Consider the following 25,390-nt stretch of genomic DNA (forward strand, 5'->3'; position numbering starts at 1 on the left):
TTATCGCACGTCCGGTACACCACCGGCCGATCATTTCATTCAGCTGCAAGCATCTGGTAACGCAGCGGTCGCACGCCTTCATCAGTGAATGACAGCAGCCAGCCTTCATGCAGGATGTCGATCTGCTGGAAGTCCGCATGCGCGCCACTGTCCCGCAACTGCTGCGACAACTCATCCAGCGCCGCCAACGCCCAGCTGCGTAAAACTGCCGGATCGGCATCTTCGACAAAGGCCACAGCCGGCAACGGCCAGTTGTCGTACAGCAACAACACATTGCGCGACTGTCGCGCGAAGCCCGGCTTGTGAAGCACCTGACGCTTCTTCTCCACCGCCCAGCGCATCACCTCCACCCACAGCCGCTCAGGCTCATCGCCCGCCCATGGACTGCCTTCATAGGTATCAGCCAACAACTGACGCAGCAGCGGACTATCCCATTCGGCGCGTGCTTCCTCGGCGCGATGCTGCGGCACCGGCCGCACCCAGCCGGAATTGATGCCGTTCAACTTGGCCTGTAGCTGCTTGAAGGCCTCAGGCACCACTTCCATACATTCCACGCCAATCCGATCGTTGCCGACGTCCAGCATGAAGTCCGGGCTCTCGCGCTTGCTCACCCGCAGCGGATAGGCCAGCTCCGACGCCCAGGCGGCCAACCAGCGCACCATCATCCAGCGCTCGCGCTGGGTCTTGATCTCGCCGCCAGTGCCCCCCGCCAGCGGATGCTCGCGCAGGTCGAGTTGCTGACGCAGGCTGGCGGCATCGGCCGCCGCCCACATCGCTTCAGTCGTTGCTGCCCTGTCCATACAAAGCCTTGCGCGGCGCGCCGCTCAGTTCGGCCGCAAGCTTGGCGGCAGTGGAAGGCGGCAGGTGTTCGTTCAATTTGGCGTACAAGCGGCGGCCCTCGGCGACCTTGGCTTCTTCATCATCGCCTGCGCCCTGCACCATCACCACGAACTCACCCTTGCGCTGGTTGTCATCGGCCAACACCTTTGCCAGCAGCTGATCCAGATTGCCATCAAGCACGGTCTCGAACAGCTTGGTCAGCTCGCGCGCCACCACCGCCGGGCGCTCACCACCAAACGCGCCCGCCATGTCAGCCAGCGACTCGGCAATGCGGTGCGAAGATTCGTAGAACACAAGGGTGCCGGTCTCGGCTGCCAGCTTGTTCAGGCGTTCACGGCGGGCGGCGCCCTTGGCCGGCAGGAAGCCTTCAAATACGAAACGATCGCTGGGCAGACCGGCCACGCTCAAGGCGGCAATTGCCGCGCAGGCACCTGGGATAGGACTGACTTTGACCCCGGCCGCGCGCGCCGCGCGCACCAGACGGAAGCCCGGATCACTGACCAGCGGGGTACCCGCGTCACTGACCACCGCCAGCGACTCACCACCCAGCAACCGCGCCACTACGCGCTCGGCCATCGCCTCTTCGTTGTGGTCGTGCAGCGCCACCAAGGGTTTGCTGATGCCGAAATGCGATAACAGCTGACCGGTATGACGGGTGTCTTCCGCGCAGATGGCGGCCACCGAACGCAGCACCTCCTGTGCACGCGGGCTCAGATCGCCAAGGTTGCCGATCGGCGTGGCAACGACATACAAGGTGGCAGCAGCAGTACTCATCATCGGTATTTCCGTGGGCCAAGGGTAGAATCGTACCGTTTCCCCCGCCCGGCACTGCCGCGCCCTGTCGAACGGACCTCAAATGAACAAGCCAGCCGCACGGATATCCGCCCTGTCATTGTCGATGCTGCTGTTCGTCGGCTGCGCCACCACCAGCGTAGCGCCGACCAGCTCACCCGCCCAGCAGGCCGCCATCGCCCTGCTAGAACAAGGCAAACCGCGCGACGCCGCGCAGCAACTGGAAGCACAGGCCGCACTGGTACGCGGCGCCGCCAAGAGCCCGCTGCTGGCCGATGCCGCCTTTGCCTGGCAGGAAGCCGGTGACAGCGCGCGTGCGCGCATGCTGATGGCACAGGTGCAGCCGCGCCAGCTGTCCGGCGCCACCCGTCAGCGCTTCAACCTGCTGCAGGCCGAGCTGGCGCTGGGCGACAAGCAGCCGGCCACCGTGCTGCAGGTATTGACCGAAAATCCGGCAGCACTACCGGCGCCACTGCAGGCACGCTGGTACCTGGCCCGCGCGCAGGCGCTGGAAGCCACCGGCGACGCCTTTGCAGCCGCCGCCGAGCGCGCCCGCGCCGGCGCCCTGCTCAGTGGTAGCGAGCGCAATGACAACCAGCGCGCCATCACCCGCCTGCTGGCCGGACTGAATGACGCCACCCTCAGCAGCCGCGCCGCCGCGCTGCCAGTCGGTGATCCGCTTTACAACCACGCCGGCCGCGCCATGATCGGCCGCGGCCTGCCGCTGCCGCGTCCGTTCGACCGCGATACCGCCTCGCAACTGGATACCAGCAAGCGCCCGGCCGCCGATGCCGACGGCTACCGCCCGCCAGTGAAGATGGCCGTGCTGTTGCCGCTCAGCGGCAACCTGGCCGCTGCCGGCGCCTCGGTCCGTGACGGCCTGCTGGCCGGCTACTACGGCGAAAGCCGCCGTCGCCCGCCCATCGACTTCATTGATACCAAGGGCACTGCCAGCGGTGCCGGCGCGGCCTACGACAAGGCTGTAGCCAACGGCGTCGACTTCATTGTTGGCCCGCTCGGCCGCGACGAAGTGGACGCGCTGTTCCACCGCAGCGAGCTGCCGGTGCCTTTGCTCGCCCTGAACCGCGGCAAGGACGCACCGCCGCCGGGCAGCGCGGCTTTCTCGCTGGCACCGGAAGACGATGGCCTGATGGCCGCGGAGTATCTGCTGGGCCGCGAGCGCCGCAATGTATTGGTGATCGCCAGCAGTGATGATGCCGGCCGTCGTTCCAGCGGCGCATTCAAGGAGCGTTTCAGTGAGCGCGGCGGCAAGATCGCCGCGACCATCAATGTCGGCGAAGTGCCTGCCGATATCACCGCACAGCTGCGCCAGGCAACCGGTATCGACGCGATCCTGCTCGCGGTCAAGGGCAACCAGGCGCGCGTACTGGCGCCGCAGCTGGCCTTGGCCGGTTTGGGCGGCGTCAGCCGTGTCGGCACCTCGCAGTTGACCGCCGGCACCGGCAAGGCCGAAGACGACGTCACCCTGGATGGCATCGCCTTCCCGACCGATGCCTGGAGCAGCCGTGGCGTTGCCGGCCTGCCTGCAGCGGCGGCAGTCGCCACCACCTTGCCGACCGCACGTGGCGGCGCTGGCCGTTTGTTTGCGTTCGGCTACGACGCCTGGAAGATCACCGCCTATATGGAGAAGCTGGCCAACAGCACCAGCGGCGGCCTCAGCGGCGCCACCGGCACCCTGCACCTGGACGGCTTCGGCAATGTGCTGCGCACACCGGCCTGGTCCACCTTCAGCACGGGCCGCCCGGTTGCCATTGGTGATGGTCGCTGAGCAGAGCGAACGCGGTGCAGCGGTGGAAGCCGCTGCCCGTGTCCTGCTTCAGAACGCTGGCCTGCAGTGGCGGGCCAGCAATGTGCGCTTTCGCGGCGGTGAGCTGGACCTGGTGATGTACGACCGCGATGCAGCCAGCTTGGTCTTTGTCGAAGTGCGCTATCGCCGCTCCGCTCAGTTTGGCGGCGGCGCTGCCTCCATCGATATCAACAAGCGCCGCAAGCTGGTCCGCGCCGCCCAGCTCTACCTGAGCCAACATCCCGCACTGGCCAACAGCCCCTGCCGCTTCGACGTAGTCGAAGCCAGCGGCGAACCGCCTCGCCTGAACTGGATCCGTGACGCGTTCCGCGCCGACGACTGCTGATGCCAAGCATATTCACCCACGCCGCAGTTCCACTCGCACTGTGGTGCGCCAGCGAGCGCGGCCGCATTTCCACGCGCCTGCTAGGTGCTGGCGTTGTTGCAGCAATGCTCCCCGACGCCGATGTACTGGCCTTCGCCCTGCATATTCCTTATGCCGATAGCTTTGGCCATCGCGGTGCCAGCCATTCGATGATGTTCGCCACGCTGCTGGCGGCCTTGGCGATTCCTTTTGCGAAAGCGCTGCGTGCAAGCCGCCTGCAGGCCTTTGCATTCGTCTTCATCTGCGCGCTGTCACATCCCTTGTTGGACGCCCTGACCTCTGGCGGCCTTGGCGTCGCGCTATGGTGGCCGTGGAGCGATCAGCGTCTGTTCGCACCGTGGCGGCCAATCCGCGTATCACCCTTCGCCAACAACTTCTTCAGCGCGCGCGGCCTGCAGACCGTACTGTCTGAGTTGCGCTGGGTATGGCTGCCGTTGCTGATGGCCGTAGTCGGCTGGAAGATGGTTCAATCGCCCCACGGTTGGCGCCGCCGCGCCGACGACTGAGCCACCAAGGGGAAACCATGCGCCACCGCCTGCTGCAGTCTTCAAGACTGCTGTTGTCCTGCTGCCTGTTACTGCTGTCAGTTCAGTCATTCGCCGCTGCCATCCCTACCGCCGGCGAATTTCCGCCCCCGGTCGCACTTGGCAAGACCCTGCCGGGCGAGCTGGTCGACCTGCAGCAACGCCGTGGCAAGGTGGTCATCATGACCTTCTGGGCGAGCTGGTGTGGCCCCTGCATGCGCGAGCTGCCGGTACTGGCGCAGATGCAGAGAGTGATCGGCAAGGATGCGCTGGAGGTCATCGCGGTGAACTGGGACGAGCCACGCGCGCAGGTGGTGAACTTTGCACGTCGCAACAGGAAGCTCGACCTGGAATACGTACTCGACAGCAAGGGCAAGGCCGCCACCGCTTATGGGGTAAAGGCGATCCCCTTGATGTTCGTGCTGGATCAGGAGGGCCGCATCAACGCTGTCCACCAAGGTTACTCGGAGCAAGCGCTTCCGGGAATTCTGGAGCAGGTGCTGGCCCTGCTGCCCGAACATGTACGCACGCGGCCGGTACAGAACACCGACGGCGGCGGATGACACGGCCTAGAATGGGCGGGTGAACACGCACCTTTCCGACGCATTCAAGCACACCCTGTCACAGCTGCTGGGCGATGGCTGGCGCACCGATGCCACCTCGCTCGCAGCCCATGCACAGGACAACTCCTGGCGACACGCCTTGCCACAAGGTGTGGCGCTGCCAAGCACACGCGAGCAGGTGCAGGCCATCGTCCGCGCCTGCCGCGAACACGGTGTGCCCTTGGTCGGGCGCGGCACCGGCACCGGCACCACCGGTGCTGCAGTGCCCACGGCGGGTGGCATCGTGCTGTCGTTCGCACGCATGAACCGCATCGTTGCGATACAACCCGGCGATCGCTGCGCAGTGGTCGAACCCGGCGTTCTCAACGGCGATCTGCAGCAGGCCTTGATGCCGCATGGCCTGTTCTGGCCACCGGATCCTTCCAGCGCGGAGATCTGCAGCATTGGCGGCAACCTGGCCTGCAATGCCGGCGGCCCGCGCGCGGTGAAGTACGGCACCAGCCGCGACAACGTGCTCGGCCTGGTTGCGGTCACCGGCACTGGTGAGCTGATCCAATGCGGCGGCGCTTACACCAAGGATTCCACCGGCTACGACCTCACCCATCTACTGGTTGGCAGCGAAGGCACGCTGGCACTGATTGTTGAGGCCACGCTCAAGCTGACCCCACGCCCGCGCAGCCAGGCCGGCCTGCGCGTGCTGTACCGCGATGCCGAAGCAGCCGCTGCTGCCGTATCGCGGGTGATGGCACAACCGGTGACGCCGACCACCCTGGAATTCATGGATGCACGCAGCCTGCAGTTGCTGCGTCACAACGGCGCGCAGGTGCCCGAAGCCGGCGCGATGTTGCTGATCGATGCAGACGGTGATGAAGACACCCTGCCCTATCTATTGAATGCCTTGGCCGAGGCGGCTGAAGGCGACGGCATGCTGGCGCTGGATGTGGCCACCGATGGCAGCGCGCGCGAAAAGCTGTGGGCGGCACGCCGAGCACTGTCACCGGCACTGAAAACCATCGCGCCGGGCAAGATCAACGAAGACGTGGTGGTGCCGGTGTCGCAGATCCCTGCTCTGGTGGAAGGCGTGCAGCAGTTGTCAGCACAGGCGCAGCTGCCGATTGTCACCTTTGGCCATGCCGGCAATGGCAACCTGCACGTCAATATCCTTTATCACCCGGATGATGCGGACGAGAACGCACGTGCGCATGCGGCCTTGCCGAAGGTATTTGCGCTGGCCCTGCAGTTGGGCGGCACCTTGTCGGGTGAGCACGGCATTGGCCTGGCCAAACGCGATTTCATGACGCAGGCGTTTTCGGCAGGCACCTTGGCGACGATGCGTGCGATCAAGCAGGCACTCGATCCGGACGGCATTCTCAATCCGGGCAAGGTGTTGCCGGAGGCGTAGGGCACGGCTGGCTGTAGTGCCGAGCCATGCTCGGCAGGGGCTTTACAAGCGCCACGCCTGACAGCTCACCGGCTTCGCGGCTTACGCCGCTCCTACAATCCGACGCCGCTCCTGCAATAGACAGCTCAGGCAATCGCTTCGGCGTAGCGGCAGGACAGCAGCGCCTTGATCAGGAAATCGACCTGACTGGTTTCGCGGGCGTCCACCCACATCACCGGCAGGCGGTGGCCTTCGCCGGCCAGGGCATTGCGGAACTCGCTGAAGCTGAAATCAGGCTCACGGTCCTGACAGGTCACGCCTACGGCAAAGCAGGCATCCGGTGCCAATGCACGGAAACGCTCGAGCAATGTCAACGTACTTGGCAGCGCGCGCGGGTTGAGTGCGCTCACAAGTACGATCACGCCGATTGCACCTTCGGCCACGATCGGCCACATGAAATCCAGGTAGGCCTGACCCGGCACACCGTAGACATGCAGCAGCTCTCCATCGCCCAGTTCAATGGAGCTGTAATCCAGCGCCACCGTCGTATGCGACTTGTCTTCAAATGCTTCCAGCGCCGCGTCATCGCTGATCGGCATTTCAGTGCTGATCGGCTCCATGTCCGAGATCGACCGGATCGCAGTCGTTTTACCCGCACCCATTTCACCGACAAAAACCAACTTGGTTGCCATAGCCGTCAGACCTGAAGCCCCTTGGAAAAATTGAGCCCGAATCGCTTGGCGATACGTGTGAAGAAGCCGGATACCTTGTTGCCAGAACCCTGCGCAGGTACGACCTCGGCGCCGCTGGCATCGAGCAGCCCACTGCAGGCCGCCGCGGCCATGATACGGGCAATATCATCCAGCGACGTGCCGGTGGCCTGGGCCAGTTCGCCCGGCCGCCACGGTCGTCGCATCATCGCCGCCATCGGCAGCAGCCATTGCACCGGCAATTTGCCGGTTTCCACCTCCGGCCAGCCGCGCAGCTGGCATGGGTTCGTGGTCTCCCGCTGCAACAGCGGCTCGTGCGAAAGCGCCGCCGCCTGCCAGCAGAAATCCTCGAAGGCATGGCTGCTGACAGCATCAGCCATGCACTCGCCCACCGCCTCGGCGCTACCCAGCAGCGACAGGGTCCAGCCCGGTTCGGCGGCGGCCTTCAAGAAGTTCTCATAGGGCAGGTCGCGCAGCAGGGTTACCCGCGTATGCGTGGCATCAATCAGCAACTTGACCAGGCCCATGTGCAGCAGACTTGGCTTGCCCTTGCTATCGCCAAGACTACGGAACAGCGTGCGCGGCTTGAAGCGCTCACCACTGCTGTCAGACGCCAACAGCAGCTGCCGCAGCTGCTGGAAAATATCGCGGACGCTGGCGCCATAGGCCACGCCCGGAATGGACAGACCCGACAGCACCTTGCGCGTCACCGCCAGCACCGGCAAACCCTGCTGGTTGGCCTCGCGCAGCAACTGCTGACCACTGGTGTCATCGATGCATGCCACCAGCAGATCCACCTGTTGGTGGTTCCACTCCTGCACCTCGGCCTGGATGTACTCGGCCATCAGCAACGAGCTGGCAACCTTCAGCCGCATCATGTGCAGGACATCCAAACCCTGGCAGCCGATCACGGCAGCAGAGATTTTGCGGGCAGGTGCACTCATGGTGTCGATCAAGTCTGTGAGTCGAAGCTCTATCGGCGCTCAGCTGCTCCGTCACGGAGCAGCTGAACGTCATTGCATCACTTGAAATCGAGCGTCTGTTCGAACGACTTCAGCTCGTGGCGTGCCAACGCCAGGTTGGCGCGCGAACGGTCCAGCACCACGTACAGGAACAGGTCCGCATTGCTTTCCAGCGGACGGATCAGGTGGTACTGCTTGGTCAGGGTGATCAGGATGTCTTCGATCGCATCGGTGATACCGAGCGAGGCAGCAACGCGGCGCTTGGCTCGCACCACTTCGGTGTTGCCGGCAGCAGCAACTTCCAGGTTGATCGGGCCACCGCCGAGCATACCCAGGGCCATGCCGCTATCGCTGTCGACCAATGCAGCACCGACGAAACCAGCGATTTCATTCAACTTGTCCAACTTGACGTTTCCAGCCATGTGATTCTCCATTCCTGATCGATTGTTGTCTAAGTGTCGAGTGCGGCCATGCCGTTGTGCAGCGCTGGCAACACCTCGAATTGTTGTACCCGAACCCGTTCATCCGCGCCGCCTCCCTGGCATGCCAGGCAAGCTGCAGCACCGATGATTTACAGCCAGAGAGTTACAGCAACACCTTGATCCGCGCCGCGGCATCGCGAGCGGCATACAGCAGGATGGCAAGGGAGGTATCGGCATGGCCGAGCGCGGCCAGCGTATAGGGCCGGTCCGCAGCAACGCGTACCAGCACCATGCTGCCCTGTGAGGTGGACATGGTCACGTAGTCGGCCGCCGTCAGGCCGAGTTCGCGCGACAAGGTTTCCCCAAGCGTCAGGAAGGAATTGCTCATCGCTGACAAGCGCCGTGGATCGAGCTTGTTCAACGAACGGTGAGCGATCGCACGACCATCGGCCGTGGAGACCAGCAGCATCGAGATGCCAGCATTGCCGTTGATGACGGTGTCGAGTGCTGTTTCCAAGGCACGACTGTCCACCGTGACCGAGGGCGTACCTACATCACTCATCTTCGCCCTCACTTTTTCCAACGTTGCTGTTTCCACGACTACTTCCCCCTGTTTGCCGTCGCCGGATGCAGACTCTCGATTGCATCAAACCGCGACTTCCATCACGAACGAGATGGTAAATATGAATACGTGGACGCCGCGTGAACACAGAAATTCTTCTTACGGATTGCGGGGCTCCCCTATTCCCCGACGTCAGAAAAGTGGTTGTAGCCCTGCCTTGATGCCACCAGCACGCCGCCCTCCTGGTTGATCACCTGTACCCCTGTCCCGGCTCGAATATAGCCAATACGGGTAAGCGGAACTGCTACGGATGCCATGGTTTCGTGCACCGCCTGACGCCGTGCCTGCGGCGCGGTGAAGCACAACTCATAGTCGTCGCCGGCGCTGGCACGCGACGCGTTGAACGCCTCGGACAGGCCCGCCTGCGCAGCAGCCGACGAGCTCGGCAATGCGTTTTCGAGCACATCGGCGGCAACCCCGCTGCGTACACAGATGTGCCCCAGGTCGGCGAGCAGACCGTCGGATATATCCACCGCAGCCGTCGCTACACCCTGCAACGCACGGCCCAGCTCAACGCGTGGTGTTGGTCGCGCCAAGCGCTGGCGCAGATGCTCCAGCGCTGTATCACTTGCAACCCGGCTTACATCCAGTGTTTTCTGTTGCCACAACGCCAAGGCCAGGCCGGCCTCACCCGGCGCGCCACTGACCCAGATGTCATCGCCTACCTGTGCGCCATCACGGCGCAATGCCTGCCCCGCTGCTGCCTGGCCCATCGCGGTGATCGAGATCGACAGCGGGCCGCGCGTGGTGTCGCCGCCTATCAAGGCAATGCCATGCAGATCGGCAAGCTGGAAGAAACCTTCAGCGAATTGATCAACCCAGTCCGGATCAGCATCGGGCAGCGACAGCGACAGGCTGCACCAGGCCGGTTGTGCGCCCATCGCGGCCAGATCGGACAGATTCACCGCCAATGCCTTCCAGCCGATATCGGCTGGCGGGGTTTCCGCCGGAAAGTGCACGCCTACGTTGAGCGTATCGGTGGTCACCACCAGCTGCTGGCCCGGCACCGGCTGCAGCAAGGCCGCATCGTCACCGATGCCGAGCACGATGTCAGCGCGCGCGGCAGTACGACTACGGATCCGTTCGATCAGTCCAAACTCGTCAAGGCTCATGATCGCGCTCCCTTAAAAACAACAACGCCGGTGCCGATGATGCCGGCCCGGCGCTGTAGCAAACCCCGTTGTCGGCGAAACCGCCGACGTCGGTTATTGGTTGGATTCAGTCTTGCGCCACTCTAGCGCGGCACGGTCAAGCACGCCATTGACGTAGGTATGGCCGTGCTCGGAGCCGAAACGCTTGGCGGTTTCGATGGCTTCGTTGATGACCACGCGGTACGGCACGTCCTGGCGGTAACGCAGCTCATAGGCGGCCACGCGCAGCACTGCACGCTCGATGGCATCGACTTCTTCAACCGCGCGGTCGACGAACGGGGCCAGCGCCTCGTCCAGATCACGACGGTTGTCGAGCACACCACGCAGCAGGCTTTCGAAATACGTCAGATCGGCGATTTCGTGGGCCTGTTCATGGGCAAACTGGGCCAGCAGCGACTCGGCGTTGCCACCGGAGATCTGCCAGGCGTAGATGGCCTGCAGGGCACGGCGGCGCGCGCGCGAGCGCAGCACCGGATCGATGCCGTCGCGACGGACCGGCTTTCCGGCAGGCTTGCCGTTGTTCTTGTTGTTCATGGCAGCTGTTCCAGAAGATTGACCATTTCAATTGCCGACAATGCGGCTTCCTCACCCTTGTTGCCGTGGCTGCCACCTGCGCGGGCCTCGGCATCTTCCACCCGCTCCACCGCCAGCACGCCATTGAGCACCGGCACGCCGAAATCGAGCTGGGCGCGCATCAGGCCTTCGGCACAACGATCGGCAACGTGCTCGTAATGGCGGGTATCGCCACGGATCACGCAACCCAGGGTGATGATTGCAGCGTGCTGCCCGGCCGCAGCCAGACGTGCCGCAACCAGCGGGATTTCCCAGGCACCGGGCACACGCACCACGTCGATGGCGTCCTCGCCGACACCATTGCCGGCCAGGCTCTGGCGCGCGCCGGTCACCAACGCATCGGTGATGCGGGCATTCCAGCGGCTGGCAATGATGGCAAAACGGGCCGATCCGGCCGGGCGGAGGTCGCCTTCGTAGTGGCTCATGGGGGGCGTGGGGTTCCAAAAGGTGGGTAAGTCTAACGTGCGGGGGCTTAACCCGCGACGCAGAAAGCGGCTGCAAGCCCGGTCCAGCCGGGCTTGCAGGTCAGCCCAATGGCTCAGGGCTGCACGGTTTCGACGATTTCCAGCCCATAACCGGCCAGGCCGATCTGCCGGCGCGGGGTACCGAGCACACGCAGCTTGCCCAGCCCCAGGTCCGACAGGATCTGTGCGCCGGCACCGTTACGGCGCCATTGGCCCACGTCCTTGTCCTTGCCCGGGGTGACCGGCGCCGGCTGTTGACGCAGGCGGGCCAGCAGCGAATTGGTGTCACGCGGCGCCGACAGCACCACCATCACCCCGGCTCCGGCGGAGTCGATGGCGCGCAGCGCGTCGGTATTGGCTACACCGAAGTCGTCACGGCGCCAATGCAGCAGGTCGGCCAGCGGGTTCTCCACCTGCACCCGCACCAAGGTGGGGGTGTCCTTGTCCGGGGTACCGCGGACCAGCGCGAAATGCAGGTCATTGGCGATGCGGTCGCGGTAGGTCACCAGCTTGAACGCGCCGAACTCGGTGTCGATCTCGCGCTCATCCACGCGCTCGACGGTGTGCTCGGTGGCCAGGCGGTAGGCGATCAGGTCGGCGATGGAGCCCATCTTCAAGCCGTGCTCGCGGGCGAACACCTCCAACTCCGGGCGGCGCGCCATGCTGCCGTCGGGGTTGAGAATTTCCACCAGCACGCCAGCCGGTTCCAGCCCAGCCAGCATGGCCAGATCGACACCAGCTTCGGTATGCCCGGCGCGGGTCAGCACGCCACCCGGCTGGGCGATCAGCGGGAAAATGTGACCCGGCTGGTGCAGGTCGGACGGTTTGGCATTGGCCTTCACCGCAGTGCGGATGGTGTGGGCACGGTCATGCGCGGAGATGCCGGTGGTCACGCCTTCGGCGGCTTCGATGCTGACCGTGAAGTTGGTCTGGAACTGCGCGGTATTGGCCTGCACCATCGGCGCCAGACCGAGGTCGGCTGCGCGGGTACGGGTCAGCGGCAGGCACACCAGGCCGCGGCCGTGGGTGACCATGAAGTTGATGTCCGACGCCTTGACCAGCTCGGCGGCCATGATCAGGTCGCCTTCGTTCTCGCGGTCCTCGTCATCGACGATGACCACCATGCGACCGGCGCGGATCTCTTCCAGCAGTTCGGGAACGGGGGCGAAATTCATTGTGCGGCTCCTTGGCCCAGCAGGCGCTCGACATAGCGGGCGACCAGATCGATTTCCAGATTCACCGCACTGCCCACGCCGGTGGCGGAGAACGCGGTATTGGCGACGGTGTGCGGGATCAGTGCGACCTCGAAGCCCTCGTCATCGGCTTCGTTGACGGTGAGGCTGACGCCATCCACGCAGATCGAGCCTTTCTTGGCGATGTACTTGAGCAACGCCTTGGGCGCGGCAAAGCGCCAGCGCAGCGCGCGTGCATCCTCGTGGATGGACAGCACCTTGCCGAGGCCATCGACATGGCCACTGACCAGATGCCCACCGAGGCGGTCGGTCGGGCGCATGGCGCGCTCAAGATTGATTACCGCGCCTTCGGCCAAGCCACCAAGGGTGGTCAGGGCCAAGGTTTCGGTTGAGGCATCGGCCTTGAAGCTGCTGCCGTCGAAGTCGATGACGGTCAGACAAACCCCGTTGACGGCGATGCTTTCGCCCATCTGCACCTGTTCGAACGGCAGGCTGCCGACATTGAAGGTAAAGCGGACATCGCCGCCGATGGGTTCGCGTGCGGCCAGACGGCCGACGCCTTCGATGATTCCAGTGAACACTAACGTTCTCCGCAGTAGATGAGCGAAAAACGCCGCAAGGCAAACAGGCGCACGGACCCCGCAAGGGGCCCGAAACACCGTCTTCTTTCATCCGGACTATGACCGTCGGCTCCGGCATCTGACCGGATCTGCTGACCTCCAACCGGGTAGCCGCACTGCTGTGCGGACCTTGCTGGAGCGCTCGCGGGCTCGCACAGCGCCCCATCCGAGGCATTGCACCTACCGCCGGTGGGGAGTTGCACCCCGCCCTGAAGACGTTTGTGAGTGCCGGCGAACCGGCCCGGTGATTGTACCAGCGCCGTTCCAGGGAAGGCCTTGGCCGGGCTGAACAAGTGCTTCCCATCGCTGGAACGGGTATCAGGCCCCACCGCCCCCATGGAAAGCCGCGTGCGGCTACTGCCGCTTGCGCACGAAAAAACTGCCCACGCTGACAAGGGCAAACAGGCAGCCCAATCCGTTCATCATTTCATCGCGCCACTGCGACATTGCCGCTGCTGCAAACCAGAGAACCGCCACGCAGAGGAACAAACAGCTTTCAAGCTTCAAGACGATTACTACCTCTGAGCGCCATTGCTCACCGTGGAGCGCGCACAAATTAGGTAGCAATCAGCCTCGCGATAATAGGATTGTTCTGGAAAATGAGCCTTTCGGGAGCGCCCCGGGCCGCAGTCGCGCAAACATACAAGCGCCCATCATCTTCCAACGCCAGCAAATCGGCAGCCATCTTCGGTAAAAACCCCATCAACGCGCGCCCTTCGCGACTGCAACCTCGGTCACCAGCACGATTTTTCAGGTGTAAAGGTTTCGTTAGACTCCGCCCGCCGCTACATGACGTACGGTCCCGACCCGCAGTGGGCCGGTTGACACGGATATCGCACCGAAGAGGATTCCATGCGCAAGACCCTGATTCTGGCCGCCATGCTGGCTGCCGCACCTGTTGTCGCCTCTGCCGACGAGCTGAGCTACACCTACGCCGAAGCTGGCTGGACCCAGGTCCAGATCAACGACAACTTCCTCAACGACCCGAGCCTGGACGGCGCCTATCTCCGCGGTTCGTTCGACATCGCCGACAAGGTCAACCTGTTCGCCGGTTATTCGCGCATCTCCAAGACCTACAAAGTAGAAGGCATACGCATCAAGCACGAACTGGGCCTGCCGGAACTGGGCGCCGGTTACCACATGAACATGAGCGATCGCGTCGACTTCACCGCCGATATCGCGTGGCTGCGCCTGAACAATGAAGTAAAGGTCCGCGATGCTGGCCAGTACAGCGATACCTATAAGGACCACACCAACGCAGGTCGTGTGACCCTGGGCCTTCGCGGCAAGCCGTCGGCACGTACCGAAGCCTGGATCAAGGGCGGCGCCATCGATGGCAGCGACATGGACACCGAGTTTGTCGGCGTGCTGGGCGGCCAGGTCAAGTTCAACAAGACCTGGGGCGTGGTTGCGGAAGGCCAGTGGCTGGGCGACTTCGCCCAGTACTCGGTCGGCGTACGCGCCAGCTTCTGATCCGGCACTACCGGGTTTAATGCAGCGGGGGCCGAAAGGCCCCCGTTTTTATTGTCTCGATTACGCCGACCAGCGCGACCGGCCACGGCAGCAGCACTGTCTTGTGGGAGCCACAGCTGTTTGTAGGAGCGGCATCAGCCGCGAAGCTGGCATTGATGAAGTACCAACTTGTCCATGCCATCTGATGGTGTACGTGCTTCGCGGCTGACGCCGCTCCCACATGATGGCGATCAGGCAGGCCGCAGCAGTAGCCGCAGATCCTGGCCCAGCATCCGCGTATCCAGCAACTGCAGGTTCTGCACCTGCACCATGGCATCTATGCCCAAGCCCGCCAACAGCGGACGTGCGCTATCGCCCATCAGCAGCGGCGCCATGTACAGCAGCAGTTCGTCGACCAGCTCCGCCTTGAACAAAGCGCCGCACAAGGTGGGGCCGGCTTCCACGTGCACTTCGTTGATACCGCGTGCAGCCAGCACCGCCATCACTTCAGGCAGATCAAGCCGACCGTCCTCCTGCGTCGGAATACCGGCAAATTCAGCGCCCTCCAATTCCGGCGCCGGCACCGCCGGATCATGTAGATACAAGGTAGACGCATCGCCGTGGCGCACACGCTTGCACGCCAGACTGCGCAGCCGTGCATCCAGCACCACCCGCAGCGGTGGCAGAAACTCGCCCGCGTCCGGGCGTGCGGTCAGCAGGGGATCATCCGCCATTACCGTGGCCGCGCCGGTCAGGATCGCGCCAGCGCGCGCACGCCATTGCTGCACATCAGCGCGCGCCGCCTCCCCGGTAATCCACTTGGACTCGCCATTTGCCATTGCCGTGCGACCATCCAGACTACCGGCCAGCTTCACCCGCACGAATGGGCGACCACGTTCGATGCGCGACAGGAAGCCGCGATTGAGCTCACGCGCCTGCGCCGCCATCAAACCTACTTCGACGGCAATACCGGCCTGCCGCAGCAGCGCAAAACCGCCACCATCCACATCCGGGAAGGGATCAGCCATCGCTGCCACCACCCGGCTTACACCGGCATCGATCAAGGCCAGTGCACACGGCGGCGTGCGCCCGTAATGCGCGCAGGGCTCCAAAGTGACGTAGGCGGTGGCACCACGCGCCCGCTCTGCGGTCTGACGCAGTGCGAACACCTCGGCATGCGGGCCGCCAGCACGCTGATGCCAGCCTTCACCCACCACTTCATCGCCGTGGGCAATGACGCAGCCGACCATCGGATTGGGGCGGGTGGTCCAGGCCGCGCGTTCGGCCAGGCGCAGCGCGCGGGCCATCAGCAGGTGATCGGTGGCGGTGAACTGACTCATCGGTAAAACCTCATTGCGAATGCGGCACGCTGCTCGTTGCGGCAGCGGACGTCGGCAAGTGTATGCGCAGCAACGCCAGCATCGTCGCCGCAGTGCAACTCAGTGGTACCCGGTGTCCACTGCCATCACCGTGATCGCCAGCGGCCCCAACTGCAGCTCGGCGTGCACGCGCCAGCCCAGACTCCGGTACCAGGCAACCAACGGCGGCTCGCAATACAGATACAGGACCGGCACGGCCAGCGCCGCTGCCTGTGCGACGCAATGCGCGACCAACGCCGCGCCTACCCCTTTGCCGCGCGCAGCCGGACTGACATACAGCGACGCCAACCAGGGCGACCAGCCGCGGATCTGCTCGTGATCGTCGTGCAGCAGGCTGACCGAGCCCAGCCAGCCGCTCTCATCTTCGGCCAGCCAGGAACAGGGAATGCTGTCGCGCTGCTGCGCTCGCAGCTCGGCTTCTGCCTGGGTCTCGGTCCACTCTGGCAGCAGGCTGCCGAATGCCTGTACATGCGCGGCAGCCAAGGCCGGCAGCAGCTCGGGGCGGTCAATCAGATTGACGAACAACATCGGGATTCAAGACCTGCGCAAAGAACGGCGCACACGGTACGCCTGCATTCATCGCGCCGCCAGCCTGGACATGGACCGCGTGTAGGAGCGGCGTAAGCCGCGAAGCCGACGTTGCTTGAGCCACAGGTAGCTGTGCCATCTGATGATCAGTCAGCTTCGCGGCTTACGCCGCTCCTACAGACAGACAACAGACAAATGCCAAGCCCGTGGATCATCTTCGCTGAAAGCGGTCGAAACTCAACGCTTTGCAGACTTCGCGGTCCTGCCATCCGGGGAACCCGCACCTTCCAACAAAGGCAACTGATCGTTGTCGGCGGAATGGTCGCGCTCGAGCTTCTCGATCTCGTCGCGGAAATCGGCTACGTCCTCGAAGCTGCGGTAGACCGAGGCGAAGCGTACATAGCCGACATGATCGAGCTTGCGCAGTTCGTCCATCACGAAGCCACCGACCTTGATCGAGGGCACTTCGCGCTCGCCGCACATGCGCAGCTGGTGCACCACTGCCCGCACTGCCGCCTCGATGCGCTCTTCCGATACCGGCCGCTTCTGCAGCGCGCGGTCGAAACCCACCCGCAGCTTGCGTGCATCGAAAGCCTCACGGCCGCCATCACTCTTGACGATGACCGGCAGCTTGAGCTCGATGGTTTCCAGCGTGCTGAAACGCTCGCCACAAGCCTCGCAGCCACGGCGGCGACGGATGGTGGCGCCATCTTCGGAAACGCGTGAGTCGATCACGCGGGTGTCGGTGTGCTGGCAGAACGGGCAATGCATGTTTCAAGCCTTGGACATCAGGCGCCGCGCATGCGACGTGGAAAACCTGTAACGCAGATACAACAAACCCCGGGCCGGGGCAAGCGCCCAACCCGGGGTGATGTGGTCAGCTGTGGGCAGAACAGGCGTCAAAAACCGCTGACACCCGGCGCCGATCAGCCATAAACCGGGTACTTGCGGCACTGCTCGCTGACTGCATCACGCACGCGGGCGATGACGGTTTCATCGGCCGGGGCGTCCAGCACGTCGGCAATCCAGTTGGCCAGCGCAACGCAGTCGGCTTCCACGTAACCGCGGGTAGTGATGGCCGGGGTGCCCAGGCGCAGGCCCGAGGTCACGAACGGCGAGCGCGGGTCGTTCGGCACCGAGTTCTTGTTGACGGTGATGTGGGCCTTGCCCAGCGCGGCTTCCGCATCCTTGCCGGACACGTCCTTGCCGATCATGTCGACCAGCATCAGGTGGTTCTGGGTGCCGCCGGAGACGATCTTGTAGCCGCGCGCGATCAGCGTGGTGGCCATCGCCTGGGCGTTCTTGACCACCTGCTGCTGGTAGGCCTTGAATTCCGGCTCCAGCGCTTCCTTGAAGGCCACTGCCTTGGCGGCGATGACGTGCATCAGCGGACCGCCCTGGATGCCCGGGAACACGATCGACTGCAGCTTCTTCTCGATCTCTTCGCCAGCGCCCTTGGCAATGATGATGCCGCCACGCGGACCGCGCAGGGTCTTGTGGGTAGTCGAGGTGACCACGTGCGCGTGTTCGATCGGGCTCGGGTACACGCCGGCAGCGACCAGACCGGCGACGTGCGCCATGTCCACGAACAGGTAGGCACCGACCTTGTCGGCGATGGCGCGGAAGCGCGCCCAGTCAACGATCTGCGAATAGGCGGAGAAACCAGCCACCACCATCTTCGGCTTGTGCTCCAGCGCCAGGCGCTCGACTTCGTCGTAATCGATCAGGCCGGCTTCGTTCACGCCGTACTGAATCGCATTGAAGATCTTGCCCGAGGCATTGACCTTGGCGCCGTGGGTCAGGTGACCGCCATGGGCCAGGCTCATGCCCAGGATGGTGTCGCCCGGCTGCAGCAGGGCGAAGTACACGGCCTGGTTGGCCTGCGAGCCGCTATGCGGCTGCACGTTGGCGTAATCGGCGCCGAACAGCTGCTTCAAGCGGTCCAGGGCCAGCTTCTCGGCGATGTCGACGTACTCGCAACCACCGTAGTAGCGCTTGCCCGGGTAACCCTCGGCGTACTTGTTGGTCAGCTGGCTGCCCTGCGCTTCCATCACCATCGGGCTGGCGTAGTTCTCGCTGGCAATCAGCTCGACATGGTCTTCCTGACGCTGGCACTCATCGGCAATGGCCTTGGCCAACTCGGGATCGTAGGACTCGATACGGGCTTCACGCGGGAACATCACAGCTCCTGGTACGGGGGCGAGGGAGCTGTCGATTGTAGCGCTTCCTTCAGCCCCCAGCCCGGCAGCGGTCGGTGCCATCTGCAACCAACATCACGGCCAGCAAACAAAGAAGGCGCCCCGCAGGGCGCCTTCAGGGAACCGGCCGCAGCCTGGCTCAATGATTGAACACGATGTCGGCGATGATGCCGGTGGCGATGGCCACCATCAGCATGTTGCCGCGGTCGTCGCGGATCCAGCGGTGGCCGTAGGGCGGACGACGCACATGGTAACGGTCGTAGTCGTTGACCACATAGACCGGGCCGCCGTAGTAGTTGCTGTAGCGGTGGCCACGTTCAAACCCGTACGGGCGGTAGGCCACGCGCGGCGGCGCGTAGTAGCGGCGATCGTTATAACGACGGTCGTTATAGCGGGCATCGCGGTAGCCCTCGCGATAGCCGTTGCTGTAATGGCGGCGGTCATCACGACGGTCGTCACGGTCATGGCCGTGGCCACGTCCGCGATCATGGCCCCTGCCGCGGTCATCCCAGCCGTGGCGGCCACGGTCATGGTCGTCCCGGTCACCCGCCGCAAAGGCCGGGGCGGTGGCACCTAACGCCAATACGGTGGTCATCGCAGCGACAACAAAGCGGTTCATCTTCATGGGTGGCCCTCACTGGGTTGGTGGACGGTTTCCATCATGCTCACTTCATCTGAACGAATTCCGGCTGGAAACGGTTACGGGCTTTCCCATTCATAAATCAGCAAGGACAGCCGCCGTCCAGCCGGGCATGGCGGGGTTCCGGTTATAATCGGGGATTCCCTTTTGCCTTTGGCCCTGTCCTCAACTGGACCGGGCGCAGGCGTGCGCTACGGAGACGTCATGTCCTCGCAATACATCTACACCATGAACCGCGTCAGCAAGGTGGTCCCGCCCAAGCGGCAGATCATCAAGGACATCTCGCTGTCGTTCTTCCCCGGTGCCAAGATCGGCCTGCTGGGCCTGAACGGCGCCGGCAAGTCCACCGTGCTGAAGATCATGGCCGGCGTGGACACCGATTTCGAGGGCGAGGCCCGCCCGCAGGCTGGCATCAAGGTCGGCTACCTGGAGCAGGAACCGCGTCTGGACCCGGCCCAGACCGTGCGTCAAGCGGTCGAGGAAGGCGTGGGCGAAGTGCTGCAGGCCCAGGCCGCGCTGGACAAGATCTACGACGCCTATGCCGAGGAAGGCGCCGACTTCGATGCGCTGGCAAAGGAACAGGAACGGCTGGAAGCCATCCTGGCCGCTGGCGATGCCCACACGCTGGAGAACCAGCTGGACGTGGCCGCTGACGCCCTGCGCCTGCCGCCGTGGGACGCGGTGATCGGCAACCTGTCCGGCGGTGAAAAGCGTCGCGTGGCACTGTGCCGCCTGCTGCTGCAGAAGCCGGACATGCTGCTGCTCGACGAACCGACCAACCACTTGGACGCTGAGTCGGTGGAATGGCTGGAGCAGTTCCTGGCGCGCTACACCGGCACCGTGGTGGCCGTCACCCATGATCGCTACTTCCTGGACAACGCCGCTGAGTGGATCCTGGAACTCGACCGCGGCCGCGGCATTCCGTGGAAGGGCAACTACACCCAGTGGTTGGAGCAGAAGGACGAGCGCCTGAAGCAGGAAGACAACCAGGAAAAGGCTCGCCAGAAGGCGATCCAGAAGGAACTGGAGTGGTCGCGCCAGAACGCCAAGGGTGGCCGCACCAAGGGCAAGGCCCGTCTGGCCCGCCTGGAAGAGCTGCAGAGCGTTGACTACCAGAAGCGCAACGAGACCAATGAAATCTTCATCCCGCCGGGCGAGCGCCTGGGCAACTCGGTGATGGAGTTCAAGAACGTCTCCAAGAAGTTCGGCGAGCGCCTGCTGATCGACAACCTGTCGATGATCATCCCGCCGGGTGCCATCGTCGGCATCATCGGCCCGAACGGTGCCGGTAAGTCCACCCTGTTCAAGATGATCACTGGCCAGGAAAAGCCGGATTCGGGCGAGATCGTGGTTGGCCCGACCGTCAAGCTGTCCTACGTCGACCAGAGCCGCGATGCGCTGACCGGCAACCACAACGTGTTCCAGGAAATCGCTGGCGGCCTGGACATCCTCAACATCAACGGTGTCGAGATCCAGTCGCGTGCCTACATCGGCCGCTTCAACTTCAAGGGGCAAGACCAGCAGAAGATGGTCGGCTCGCTGTCCGGTGGTGAGCGTGGCCGCCTGCACATGGCCAAGACCCTGCTGCAGGGTGGCAACGTGCTGCTGCTCGACGAACCGTCCAACGACCTGGACATCGAAACCCTGCGTGCGCTGGAAGATGCGTTGCTGGAGTTCCCGGGCAACACCTTCGTGATCTCGCATGATCGCTGGTTCCTGGATCGCATCGCCACGCACATCATTGCTTTCGAAGGCGACTCGCACGTGGAGTTCTTCCAGGGCAACTACCGCGAGTACGAGGACGACAAGAAGCGTCGCCTCGGCGACAATGCCGGTCCCAAGCGCCTGCGTTTCAAGGCGCTGAAGTAATACCCGACAGACGGCCGCCCAGTGCGGCCGTCTGCTTTTGGCGGTACCCGCAGATCGCGTAACCGCCGCTTGAGCCCCTCTCCCGTTTACGGGAGAGGGGTTGGGGTGAGGGCAAGCCCTGCGCTGGAAACCGCCATCGCCTTGCCTTGATTAAAAAGCTGGAAGAGCTCAAGAGCGGGTGAAGCCCCCTCATCCGCCCCTTCGGGGCACCTTCTCCCGCACCCGGGAGAAGAAAAGTCAGGACTCCGCTTTGGGTTCCTGCGACGGATGGCAGCGCGCCCCGCTCCCGCCTCCGGCCCCCTCTCCAACCCTGCGAGAGGACACAGCCTGTAATCCACGGAATTCCCCCATGTCCCTGCTAGACCGAATCTTCAAACTGCAACAGCACGGCACCAGCGTCCGTACCGAGGTGCTGGCCGGTATCACCACCTTCCTGACGATGTCCTACATCGTCTTCGTCAATCCGGAGATCCTCGGCACCACCGGCATGGACCCGGGCGCGGTGTTCGTGGCGACCTGCCTGGCGGCAGCGATTGGATCGGCGGTAATGGCGCTGGCAGCCAACTACCCCGTCGGCATGGCGCCAGGCATGGGCTTGAATGCGTTCTTCGCCTTCACCGTGGTCGGTGCTGCAGGGCTGCCTTGGCAACAGGCGCTGGCGGCGGTGTTCATTTCCGGCATCGTGTTCTGGGTGCTGTCGCTGACCGGTATCCGCGCCTGGCTGGTCGCCGGTATTCCTGCCTCGCTGCGTTCGGCCATCGTGGCCGGCATCGGTCTGTTCCTGGCCATCATCGCGTTGCAGAAGTCGAACGTGATCGTTGCCAATGAAGACACCATGCTCACGCTGGGCCCGCTCAATACCGCACCGCCACTGCTGGCATTGGCCGGCTTCCTGCTGATTGCCATTCTCGAGGCACGCAAGGTGCGTGGCGCGATCCTTATCGGCATCCTCGCCGTCACCGGCATTGGCTGGGCGATTGGCTCGGTGCAGTACCAAGGCATCGTTTCCTTGCCGCCGAGCCTGGCCCCGACCTTCCTGCAACTGGACCTGCCCGGCCTGCTGCACCACGACGGCGGCGCGCCGCTGGCGGTGTTGCTGCAAGTGGTGCTGGTGTTCGTGCTGGTGGAAGTATTCGATGCCACCGGCACCTTGTACGGGGTACTCGGCCGCGCCGGGCTGCTGAAACTGGAAGATGGCAAGAAGCGCTTCAGCCGCGCCCTGCTGGCCGACAGCAGCGCGATTGTCGCCGGCTCGCTGCTCGGCACCAGTTCCACCACCGCCTTTGCCGAAAGCGCCTCCGGCGTGCAGGTCGGTGGCCGCACCGGCCTGACCGCACTGGTGGTCGCCGCACTGTTCCTGGCCGCCCTGTTGTTCTCGCCGCTGGCGGCAATGGTGCCGTCCTATGCCACCGCGCCGGCACTGCTGTTCGTCGCCGGACTGATGCTGCGCGAGCTGGTGGAAGTGAAGTGGGATGACCTGACCGAGTCAGTGCCCGCCGCGCTGTGCGCGCTGGCGATGCCGTTCACCTACTCTATTGCCAACGGCCTGGCCTTCGGCTTCATCGCCTATGCAGCCCTGAAGGCGGGTACCGGCCGCTGGCGAGAAGTGCATCCGGCGGTGTGGCTGGTGGCGGGTTTGTTCGTGCTGCGCTACGCGCTGGAGTAATCGCGGCCGCTGCTCAAGCCAAACGTGAGCGGGTCATCCAACCCGCATCACGACCAGCGCTGCGACCATCACCGCCAACGAGCTGAGCACTGAGAACACCGCCAGCGATACCGCGGTCCGCCATAGCGTCGACCACACCGGTCGATCCTGGAAGAACTGCACCAGCGAAACGCCGCTGTAGATCATGCCCAGCAACGCTGCCATCAGCTGTACGTGCGGCAACCACCGGTGAAGCAGCACCAGAACCGACCAGATCACGAATGTCTGCACGGTCAGCAGGGTGATCATCACCAGCCATTCGGGGTAATTCAGCTGGCTGTAGCGGCGGAACACCTGCCAGAACACCAGCGCTTCGATTGGCAGCAACATCAACGTGAACGCGGCAAAATGGGAGTCGACCCAGGCCCCGACCGTTCGATAGGCCGCCATCACCCTTGCCACCTCGGCAGGCAGTGCCTGCGCGGTCGCCATTACTTCGCTCGCACCCGCGTCCATCACGCTGCTGCCGGTAACCAGGCGATTCAGCAACACCACGGCCGCCGCCATCATCGTGATCAGCAGCAGCGGCTTGACCTGGTTGCCACGCCGCCCCTCGATGTAATCACGCAGCAACTTACCTGGCTGCAGCATCAGCTGCTTGAGCGAATACAGGATACCCCGGTCCATGTGCAGCACGCTGTGCTCCAACTCATGGCTCAGGAAATGCCAATCGATGCGATGCACCGGTGTCGGCTGGCCGCAGTTAGGGCAGTACTTCTGCTCAGGACCGCCGGCTATGCGATCGCAATTGATACAGCTGGTGTCGACGTGCATCCCCATGCATCGCCCCCGTTGATGGCAAGCCAGCATTCTAGAACGAGGCGAAGAATCTTCGCCATCGCCCCGGATACGCGCAGCCACCAGCTCCGCTGCGATACCGCTTGCCTGGCGCCTCCCGCCACGGCATCGGCGGGGCGGATGGGAACCCCAACGCCGGTGCCGGCCCCGCACTCTGCTAGTTGTACTGAATGGTGAACGTCGCAGCGCCGTTCGCTTTGCCGGGTACCACCCTACCCGCGCGGGTCTGGATGTAGCGTGCGCGCAAGGGCAGGCTCAGGGTGCTGCTGCCAGCCACGCTGGTGCCCATCTCGATGTTCTCGGCAAACCGTACGGTTTTCTCGGCGGTACCATTGCGCTGGACCAGCTCGATTCCGATGCCGGCGGCCGAGTTCGCAATTGCACTCAGCGGCAACACACCCGGCAGATTGGATGCATCCTGCAACGCATCCAGCCGGATCCCGATCCTGCTCTGGTACTGCGCGACATTGCTACCCTGGCAGTCCAGGCGGATGTCGAAATCGCGATTCACCGCACGCGTCCCCACGCCAGTGAATGTGCTGGCAGGTACAGCCCCGAACTCAACGACGATATTGCGACTACCCGCCTGCACAGAACAGGTTGGGTTCACCACCGTCGTGCCCGTGCCTTTGAACGTCGATACAAGTATCGGCTTGCCGATGCCGTCCCCGTCAAAGTAGTAGCTCGTGAACCTGCCGCTGGGTGCAATCAGCCCGGAACCGGTGACGGCGGCCGTCTTGATCAACTCGACACGGAAAAAGCCGCCGGCCAGATCCACTGCACCAACGGTGCTCACCGAGTACACGTGCGGATAATAGGCCTTCACTTGCCCAGAATCGCGATAGACGCGAATACCGATACCTGCCACATCGGTTGCATGAACATTGCTCAGGCCCGGCACCACCGTCTGTTGCCGCGCATTGTTATAGATACCGATGACGTTGCTGGCACCGGTGCATCTGCCCACGCTGGCGCGCTCATTGATGTTCACCACCAGTTCCTTGATCAGCCCACCCACCGGCAAGCTCGGCAGAATCACCAGTTGTCCCATGTCCATCTGCACGTCTTGCGGCACGAAAAATCCATCGTTCAACGTACACTTGGCCTGCGCCACAGGTGCCAGCAGCACCACAGTCACACCAAGCAATGCTGCCCGCAGCGTACGGGCACGTTCGTGAATCAACGACATATTGCCTCCATCGTTATGGAAGCCGGCAGCGCTACAGCTACTGGGCCGGCGGTTGATAAGCGATGCCGCAAAGTCAACGGCGGCACTCACCTGGCGCAGCGCGCAGGCGAAAAATCGGCTGTTGCTGGTTCGCACATACCTGCGCCGTCCCCGCTGTACATGCAGCGCGGCCGAACATGCTCAACAGGTCTTTCGTACGAGCGCAGGCTGCAGTTGACTGCAGTGCGATCCGACGCGTGGCGTCAGCTGTAGTTGAAGGTCACGTTGACATCACGCGAGCAAGCACTGCTGCAACGGGAGGAACACCATCCCGCAAACGCCACAGCGCTCGTCCAGCCTCCCGGCGGGAGTGCCAGTGATGCGGTTCAGACAGCCAGCACCTTGATCGGTATAGCCAAGCACATAGGCAAGCACCTCCGTTTGCTAATTGAATCGAACGCAATCAGGCGTATCGACCACACCACTGATGTCGGAGTAAACGCACAACATCACGCTCTCTACCACCGGTCTTGTGCGGAAAAACGCATCCTTGACCTCGGCCTTCGGCATCCAAGCTGCCTCCATTGGAGCGGTGGCCATTGCTGCGACCACCACCCGGCCCATCCAACCACTCACGCCTACAC

Annotated in this window: 28 protein-coding genes and 1 riboswitch; of the genes, 8 read left to right on the top strand and 20 right to left on the bottom strand. The window is 63.7% G+C overall.

Translation table 11 applies throughout. From position 1 onward, the window contains the following. Positions 1-35: 35 nt before the first annotated feature. Both ACVOLL_RS06670 and rsmI read right to left on the bottom strand, forming a co-directional pair. Positions 36-800, bottom strand: coding sequence for a hypothetical protein (locus tag ACVOLL_RS06670; protein ID WP_481512186.1), 765 nt, complete (start codon positions 798-800; stop codon positions 36-38). After that, positions 778-1,614 (bottom strand): 16S rRNA (cytidine(1402)-2'-O)-methyltransferase, encoded by an 837-nt coding sequence (gene rsmI / locus ACVOLL_RS06675; protein WP_481512187.1) that lies wholly within the window; start codon positions 1,612-1,614, stop codon positions 778-780. The genes ACVOLL_RS06670 and rsmI overlap by 23 nt, the downstream gene beginning before the upstream one ends. An 82-nt stretch (positions 1,615-1,696) precedes the next feature. Between rsmI and ACVOLL_RS06680 the strand changes: the two genes are divergently transcribed. Genes ACVOLL_RS06680 through ACVOLL_RS06700 form a run of 5 tightly spaced genes read left to right on the top strand, consistent with a single transcriptional unit; the run spans position 1,697 to position 6,313 of the window. After that, entirely contained in the window at positions 1,697-3,421 is a 1,725-nt protein-coding gene (locus ACVOLL_RS06680) for a penicillin-binding protein activator (RefSeq protein ID WP_481512188.1), read from the top strand. Continuing rightward, positions 3,411-3,785: a YraN family protein gene (locus ACVOLL_RS06685; protein ID WP_481512246.1), complete on the top strand. Its 375-nt coding sequence runs from the start codon at positions 3,411-3,413 to the stop codon at positions 3,783-3,785. The genes ACVOLL_RS06680 and ACVOLL_RS06685 overlap by 11 nt, the downstream gene beginning before the upstream one ends. Beyond that, positions 3,785-4,330, top strand: a complete 546-nt coding sequence (locus tag ACVOLL_RS06690; protein ID WP_481512189.1) for a metal-dependent hydrolase — start codon at positions 3,785-3,787, stop codon at positions 4,328-4,330. The genes ACVOLL_RS06685 and ACVOLL_RS06690 overlap by 1 nt, the downstream gene beginning before the upstream one ends. 17 nt (positions 4,331-4,347) lie before the next feature. After that, positions 4,348-4,911 (top strand): TlpA disulfide reductase family protein, encoded by a 564-nt coding sequence (locus ACVOLL_RS06695; protein ID WP_481512190.1) that lies wholly within the window; start codon positions 4,348-4,350, stop codon positions 4,909-4,911. Positions 4,912-4,930: 19 nt separating this feature from the next. Continuing rightward, complete coding sequence (locus tag ACVOLL_RS06700) at positions 4,931-6,313, top strand: FAD-binding oxidoreductase (RefSeq protein ID WP_481512191.1); 1,383 nt, start codon at positions 4,931-4,933, stop codon at positions 6,311-6,313. A gap of 125 nt (positions 6,314-6,438) precedes the next feature. Here ACVOLL_RS06700 and ACVOLL_RS06705 read toward each other — a convergent pair whose 3' ends face one another. The 10 genes from ACVOLL_RS06705 to ACVOLL_RS06750 form a co-directional block, all read right to left on the bottom strand. Continuing rightward, positions 6,439-6,993 (bottom strand): GTP-binding protein, encoded by a 555-nt coding sequence (locus tag ACVOLL_RS06705; RefSeq protein WP_481512247.1) that lies wholly within the window; start codon positions 6,991-6,993, stop codon positions 6,439-6,441. Further along, complete coding sequence (locus ACVOLL_RS06710; protein ID WP_481512192.1) at positions 6,990-7,946, bottom strand: hypothetical protein; 957 nt, start codon at positions 7,944-7,946, stop codon at positions 6,990-6,992. The genes ACVOLL_RS06705 and ACVOLL_RS06710 overlap by 4 nt, the downstream gene beginning before the upstream one ends. A 77-nt stretch (positions 7,947-8,023) precedes the next feature. Then, positions 8,024-8,386 carry a roadblock/LC7 domain-containing protein gene (locus ACVOLL_RS06715; RefSeq protein WP_057627433.1) on the bottom strand — a complete coding sequence of 121 codons (363 nt, stop codon included), beginning with the start codon at positions 8,384-8,386 and terminating at the stop codon, positions 8,024-8,026. Between the two features lie 163 nt (positions 8,387-8,549). Next, the gene (locus ACVOLL_RS06720) at positions 8,550-8,948 is read right to left on the bottom strand and encodes a roadblock/LC7 domain-containing protein (protein ID WP_481512193.1); all 399 of its coding nucleotides are present in this window, start codon (positions 8,946-8,948) and stop codon (positions 8,550-8,552) included. 179 nt (positions 8,949-9,127) lie between these two features. Continuing rightward, complete coding sequence (gene thiL, locus ACVOLL_RS06725; protein ID WP_481512194.1) at positions 9,128-10,120, bottom strand: thiamine-phosphate kinase; 993 nt, start codon at positions 10,118-10,120, stop codon at positions 9,128-9,130. A gap of 93 nt (positions 10,121-10,213) precedes the next feature. Further along, positions 10,214-10,693, bottom strand: a complete 480-nt coding sequence (nusB, locus tag ACVOLL_RS06730; protein ID WP_481512195.1) for a transcription antitermination factor NusB — start codon at positions 10,691-10,693, stop codon at positions 10,214-10,216. After that, the gene (gene ribH / locus ACVOLL_RS06735; protein WP_481512196.1) at positions 10,690-11,157 is read right to left on the bottom strand and encodes a 6,7-dimethyl-8-ribityllumazine synthase; all 468 of its coding nucleotides are present in this window, start codon (positions 11,155-11,157) and stop codon (positions 10,690-10,692) included. Before ribH ends, nusB begins: the two co-directional genes overlap by 4 nt. Before the next feature lie 113 nt (positions 11,158-11,270). Further along, positions 11,271-12,371 carry a 3,4-dihydroxy-2-butanone-4-phosphate synthase gene (ribB, locus tag ACVOLL_RS06740; RefSeq protein ID WP_481512197.1) on the bottom strand — a complete coding sequence of 367 codons (1,101 nt, stop codon included), beginning with the start codon at positions 12,369-12,371 and terminating at the stop codon, positions 11,271-11,273. Beyond that, positions 12,368-12,970 carry a riboflavin synthase gene (locus ACVOLL_RS06745; protein ID WP_481512198.1) on the bottom strand — a complete coding sequence of 201 codons (603 nt, stop codon included), beginning with the start codon at positions 12,968-12,970 and terminating at the stop codon, positions 12,368-12,370. Before ACVOLL_RS06745 ends, ribB begins: the two co-directional genes overlap by 4 nt. A 75-nt stretch (positions 12,971-13,045) precedes the next feature. Next, a riboswitch (FMN riboswitch) is annotated at positions 13,046-13,230 on the bottom strand. Positions 13,231-13,363: 133 nt separating this feature from the next. Continuing rightward, on the bottom strand, positions 13,364-13,516 hold the full coding sequence (locus ACVOLL_RS06750) for a hypothetical protein (protein WP_481512199.1): 153 nt from the start codon (positions 13,514-13,516) through the stop codon (positions 13,364-13,366). A gap of 345 nt (positions 13,517-13,861) precedes the next feature. On the opposite strand from ACVOLL_RS06750, the gene ACVOLL_RS06755 reads away from it, so the two are divergent. Beyond that, positions 13,862-14,482 carry an outer membrane beta-barrel protein gene (locus ACVOLL_RS06755; protein WP_481512200.1) on the top strand — a complete coding sequence of 207 codons (621 nt, stop codon included), beginning with the start codon at positions 13,862-13,864 and terminating at the stop codon, positions 14,480-14,482. 230 nt (positions 14,483-14,712) lie between these two features. On the opposite strand, the gene ribD is transcribed toward ACVOLL_RS06755, so the two are convergent. The 5 genes from ribD to ACVOLL_RS06780 form a co-directional block, all read right to left on the bottom strand. Continuing rightward, positions 14,713-15,801 (bottom strand): bifunctional diaminohydroxyphosphoribosylaminopyrimidine deaminase/5-amino-6-(5-phosphoribosylamino)uracil reductase RibD, encoded by a 1,089-nt coding sequence (gene ribD / locus ACVOLL_RS06760; RefSeq protein ID WP_481512201.1) that lies wholly within the window; start codon positions 15,799-15,801, stop codon positions 14,713-14,715. Positions 15,802-15,900: 99 nt separating this feature from the next. Next, entirely contained in the window at positions 15,901-16,368 is a 468-nt protein-coding gene (locus tag ACVOLL_RS06765; RefSeq protein WP_481512202.1) for a GNAT family N-acetyltransferase, read from the bottom strand. 237 nt (positions 16,369-16,605) lie between these two features. Continuing rightward, positions 16,606-17,139 (bottom strand): transcriptional regulator NrdR, encoded by a 534-nt coding sequence (nrdR, locus tag ACVOLL_RS06770; RefSeq protein ID WP_481507937.1) that lies wholly within the window; start codon positions 17,137-17,139, stop codon positions 16,606-16,608. A 155-nt stretch (positions 17,140-17,294) separates the two neighbouring features. Next, entirely contained in the window at positions 17,295-18,548 is a 1,254-nt protein-coding gene (gene glyA, locus ACVOLL_RS06775) for a serine hydroxymethyltransferase (RefSeq protein ID WP_481512203.1), read from the bottom strand. A 157-nt stretch (positions 18,549-18,705) separates the two neighbouring features. Next, positions 18,706-19,191 (bottom strand): RcnB family protein, encoded by a 486-nt coding sequence (locus tag ACVOLL_RS06780; protein WP_481512204.1) that lies wholly within the window; start codon positions 19,189-19,191, stop codon positions 18,706-18,708. Positions 19,192-19,410: 219 nt separating this feature from the next. Here ACVOLL_RS06780 and ettA point away from each other — a divergent pair, with 219 nt between their 5' ends. Together ettA and ACVOLL_RS06790 are read left to right on the top strand one after the other, a co-directional pair. Continuing rightward, the gene (gene ettA, locus ACVOLL_RS06785) at positions 19,411-21,075 is read left to right on the top strand and encodes an energy-dependent translational throttle protein EttA (protein ID WP_481512205.1); all 1,665 of its coding nucleotides are present in this window, start codon (positions 19,411-19,413) and stop codon (positions 21,073-21,075) included. Positions 21,076-21,424: 349 nt separating this feature from the next. Next, on the top strand, positions 21,425-22,741 hold the full coding sequence (locus ACVOLL_RS06790) for an NCS2 family permease (RefSeq protein ID WP_282266305.1): 1,317 nt from the start codon (positions 21,425-21,427) through the stop codon (positions 22,739-22,741). A 33-nt stretch (positions 22,742-22,774) separates the two neighbouring features. Here the strand turns inward: ACVOLL_RS06790 and ACVOLL_RS06795 are convergent, their stop codons facing one another. The 3 genes from ACVOLL_RS06795 to ACVOLL_RS06805 form a co-directional block, all read right to left on the bottom strand. Beyond that, the gene (locus ACVOLL_RS06795) at positions 22,775-23,464 is read right to left on the bottom strand and encodes a DUF3667 domain-containing protein (protein WP_481512206.1); all 690 of its coding nucleotides are present in this window, start codon (positions 23,462-23,464) and stop codon (positions 22,775-22,777) included. A 271-nt stretch (positions 23,465-23,735) separates the two neighbouring features. Next, a complete protein-coding gene (locus tag ACVOLL_RS06800; RefSeq protein WP_481512207.1) occupies positions 23,736-24,767 on the bottom strand; it encodes a fimbrial protein in 1,032 nt (343 codons plus the stop codon). A gap of 423 nt (positions 24,768-25,190) precedes the next feature. Beyond that, positions 25,191-25,382 (bottom strand): hypothetical protein, encoded by a 192-nt coding sequence (locus ACVOLL_RS06805; RefSeq protein WP_481512208.1) that lies wholly within the window; start codon positions 25,380-25,382, stop codon positions 25,191-25,193. Between the last annotated feature and the right edge of the window lie 8 nt (positions 25,383-25,390).

The organism is Stenotrophomonas sp. STEN035 (assembly GCF_056759935.1).

What these genes read in the sequence shown, in the direction of transcription:
- ettA (WP_481512205.1), top strand. Translation starts at nt 19,411, where the DNA reads ATGTCCTCGCAATACATCTACACCATGAACCGCGTCAGCAAGGTGGTC.
- ribH (WP_481512196.1), bottom strand. Translation starts at nt 11,157, where the DNA reads ATGAGCCACTACGAAGGCGACCTCCGCCCGGCCGGATCGGCCCGTTTT.
- ACVOLL_RS06765 (WP_481512202.1), bottom strand. Translation starts at nt 16,368, where the DNA reads ATGTTGTTCGTCAATCTGATTGACCGCCCCGAGCTGCTGCCGGCCTTG.
- nusB (WP_481512195.1), bottom strand. Translation starts at nt 10,693, where the DNA reads ATGAACAACAAGAACAACGGCAAGCCTGCCGGAAAGCCGGTCCGTCGC.
- ACVOLL_RS06710 (WP_481512192.1), bottom strand. Translation starts at nt 7,946, where the DNA reads ATGAGTGCACCTGCCCGCAAAATCTCTGCTGCCGTGATCGGCTGCCAG.
- ACVOLL_RS06680 (WP_481512188.1), top strand. Translation starts at nt 1,697, where the DNA reads ATGAACAAGCCAGCCGCACGGATATCCGCCCTGTCATTGTCGATGCTG.
- ACVOLL_RS06720 (WP_481512193.1), bottom strand. Translation starts at nt 8,948, where the DNA reads ATGAGTGATGTAGGTACGCCCTCGGTCACGGTGGACAGTCGTGCCTTG.
- ACVOLL_RS06780 (WP_481512204.1), bottom strand. Translation starts at nt 19,191, where the DNA reads ATGAAGATGAACCGCTTTGTTGTCGCTGCGATGACCACCGTATTGGCG.
- ACVOLL_RS06755 (WP_481512200.1), top strand. Translation starts at nt 13,862, where the DNA reads ATGCGCAAGACCCTGATTCTGGCCGCCATGCTGGCTGCCGCACCTGTT.
- ACVOLL_RS06715 (WP_057627433.1), bottom strand. Translation starts at nt 8,386, where the DNA reads ATGGCTGGAAACGTCAAGTTGGACAAGTTGAATGAAATCGCTGGTTTC.
- ACVOLL_RS06690 (WP_481512189.1), top strand. Translation starts at nt 3,785, where the DNA reads ATGCCAAGCATATTCACCCACGCCGCAGTTCCACTCGCACTGTGGTGC.
- ACVOLL_RS06670 (WP_481512186.1), bottom strand. Translation starts at nt 800, where the DNA reads ATGGACAGGGCAGCAACGACTGAAGCGATGTGGGCGGCGGCCGATGCC.
- thiL (WP_481512194.1), bottom strand. Translation starts at nt 10,120, where the DNA reads ATGAGCCTTGACGAGTTTGGACTGATCGAACGGATCCGTAGTCGTACT.
- glyA (WP_481512203.1), bottom strand. Translation starts at nt 18,548, where the DNA reads ATGTTCCCGCGTGAAGCCCGTATCGAGTCCTACGATCCCGAGTTGGCC.
- ACVOLL_RS06685 (WP_481512246.1), top strand. Translation starts at nt 3,411, where the DNA reads ATGGTCGCTGAGCAGAGCGAACGCGGTGCAGCGGTGGAAGCCGCTGCC.
- nrdR (WP_481507937.1), bottom strand. Translation starts at nt 17,139, where the DNA reads ATGCATTGCCCGTTCTGCCAGCACACCGACACCCGCGTGATCGACTCA.
- ACVOLL_RS06800 (WP_481512207.1), bottom strand. Translation starts at nt 24,767, where the DNA reads ATGTCGTTGATTCACGAACGTGCCCGTACGCTGCGGGCAGCATTGCTT.
- rsmI (WP_481512187.1), bottom strand. Translation starts at nt 1,614, where the DNA reads ATGAGTACTGCTGCTGCCACCTTGTATGTCGTTGCCACGCCGATCGGC.
- ACVOLL_RS06790 (WP_282266305.1), top strand. Translation starts at nt 21,425, where the DNA reads ATGTCCCTGCTAGACCGAATCTTCAAACTGCAACAGCACGGCACCAGC.
- ribB (WP_481512197.1), bottom strand. Translation starts at nt 12,371, where the DNA reads ATGAATTTCGCCCCCGTTCCCGAACTGCTGGAAGAGATCCGCGCCGGT.
- ribD (WP_481512201.1), bottom strand. Translation starts at nt 15,801, where the DNA reads ATGAGTCAGTTCACCGCCACCGATCACCTGCTGATGGCCCGCGCGCTG.
- ACVOLL_RS06695 (WP_481512190.1), top strand. Translation starts at nt 4,348, where the DNA reads ATGCGCCACCGCCTGCTGCAGTCTTCAAGACTGCTGTTGTCCTGCTGC.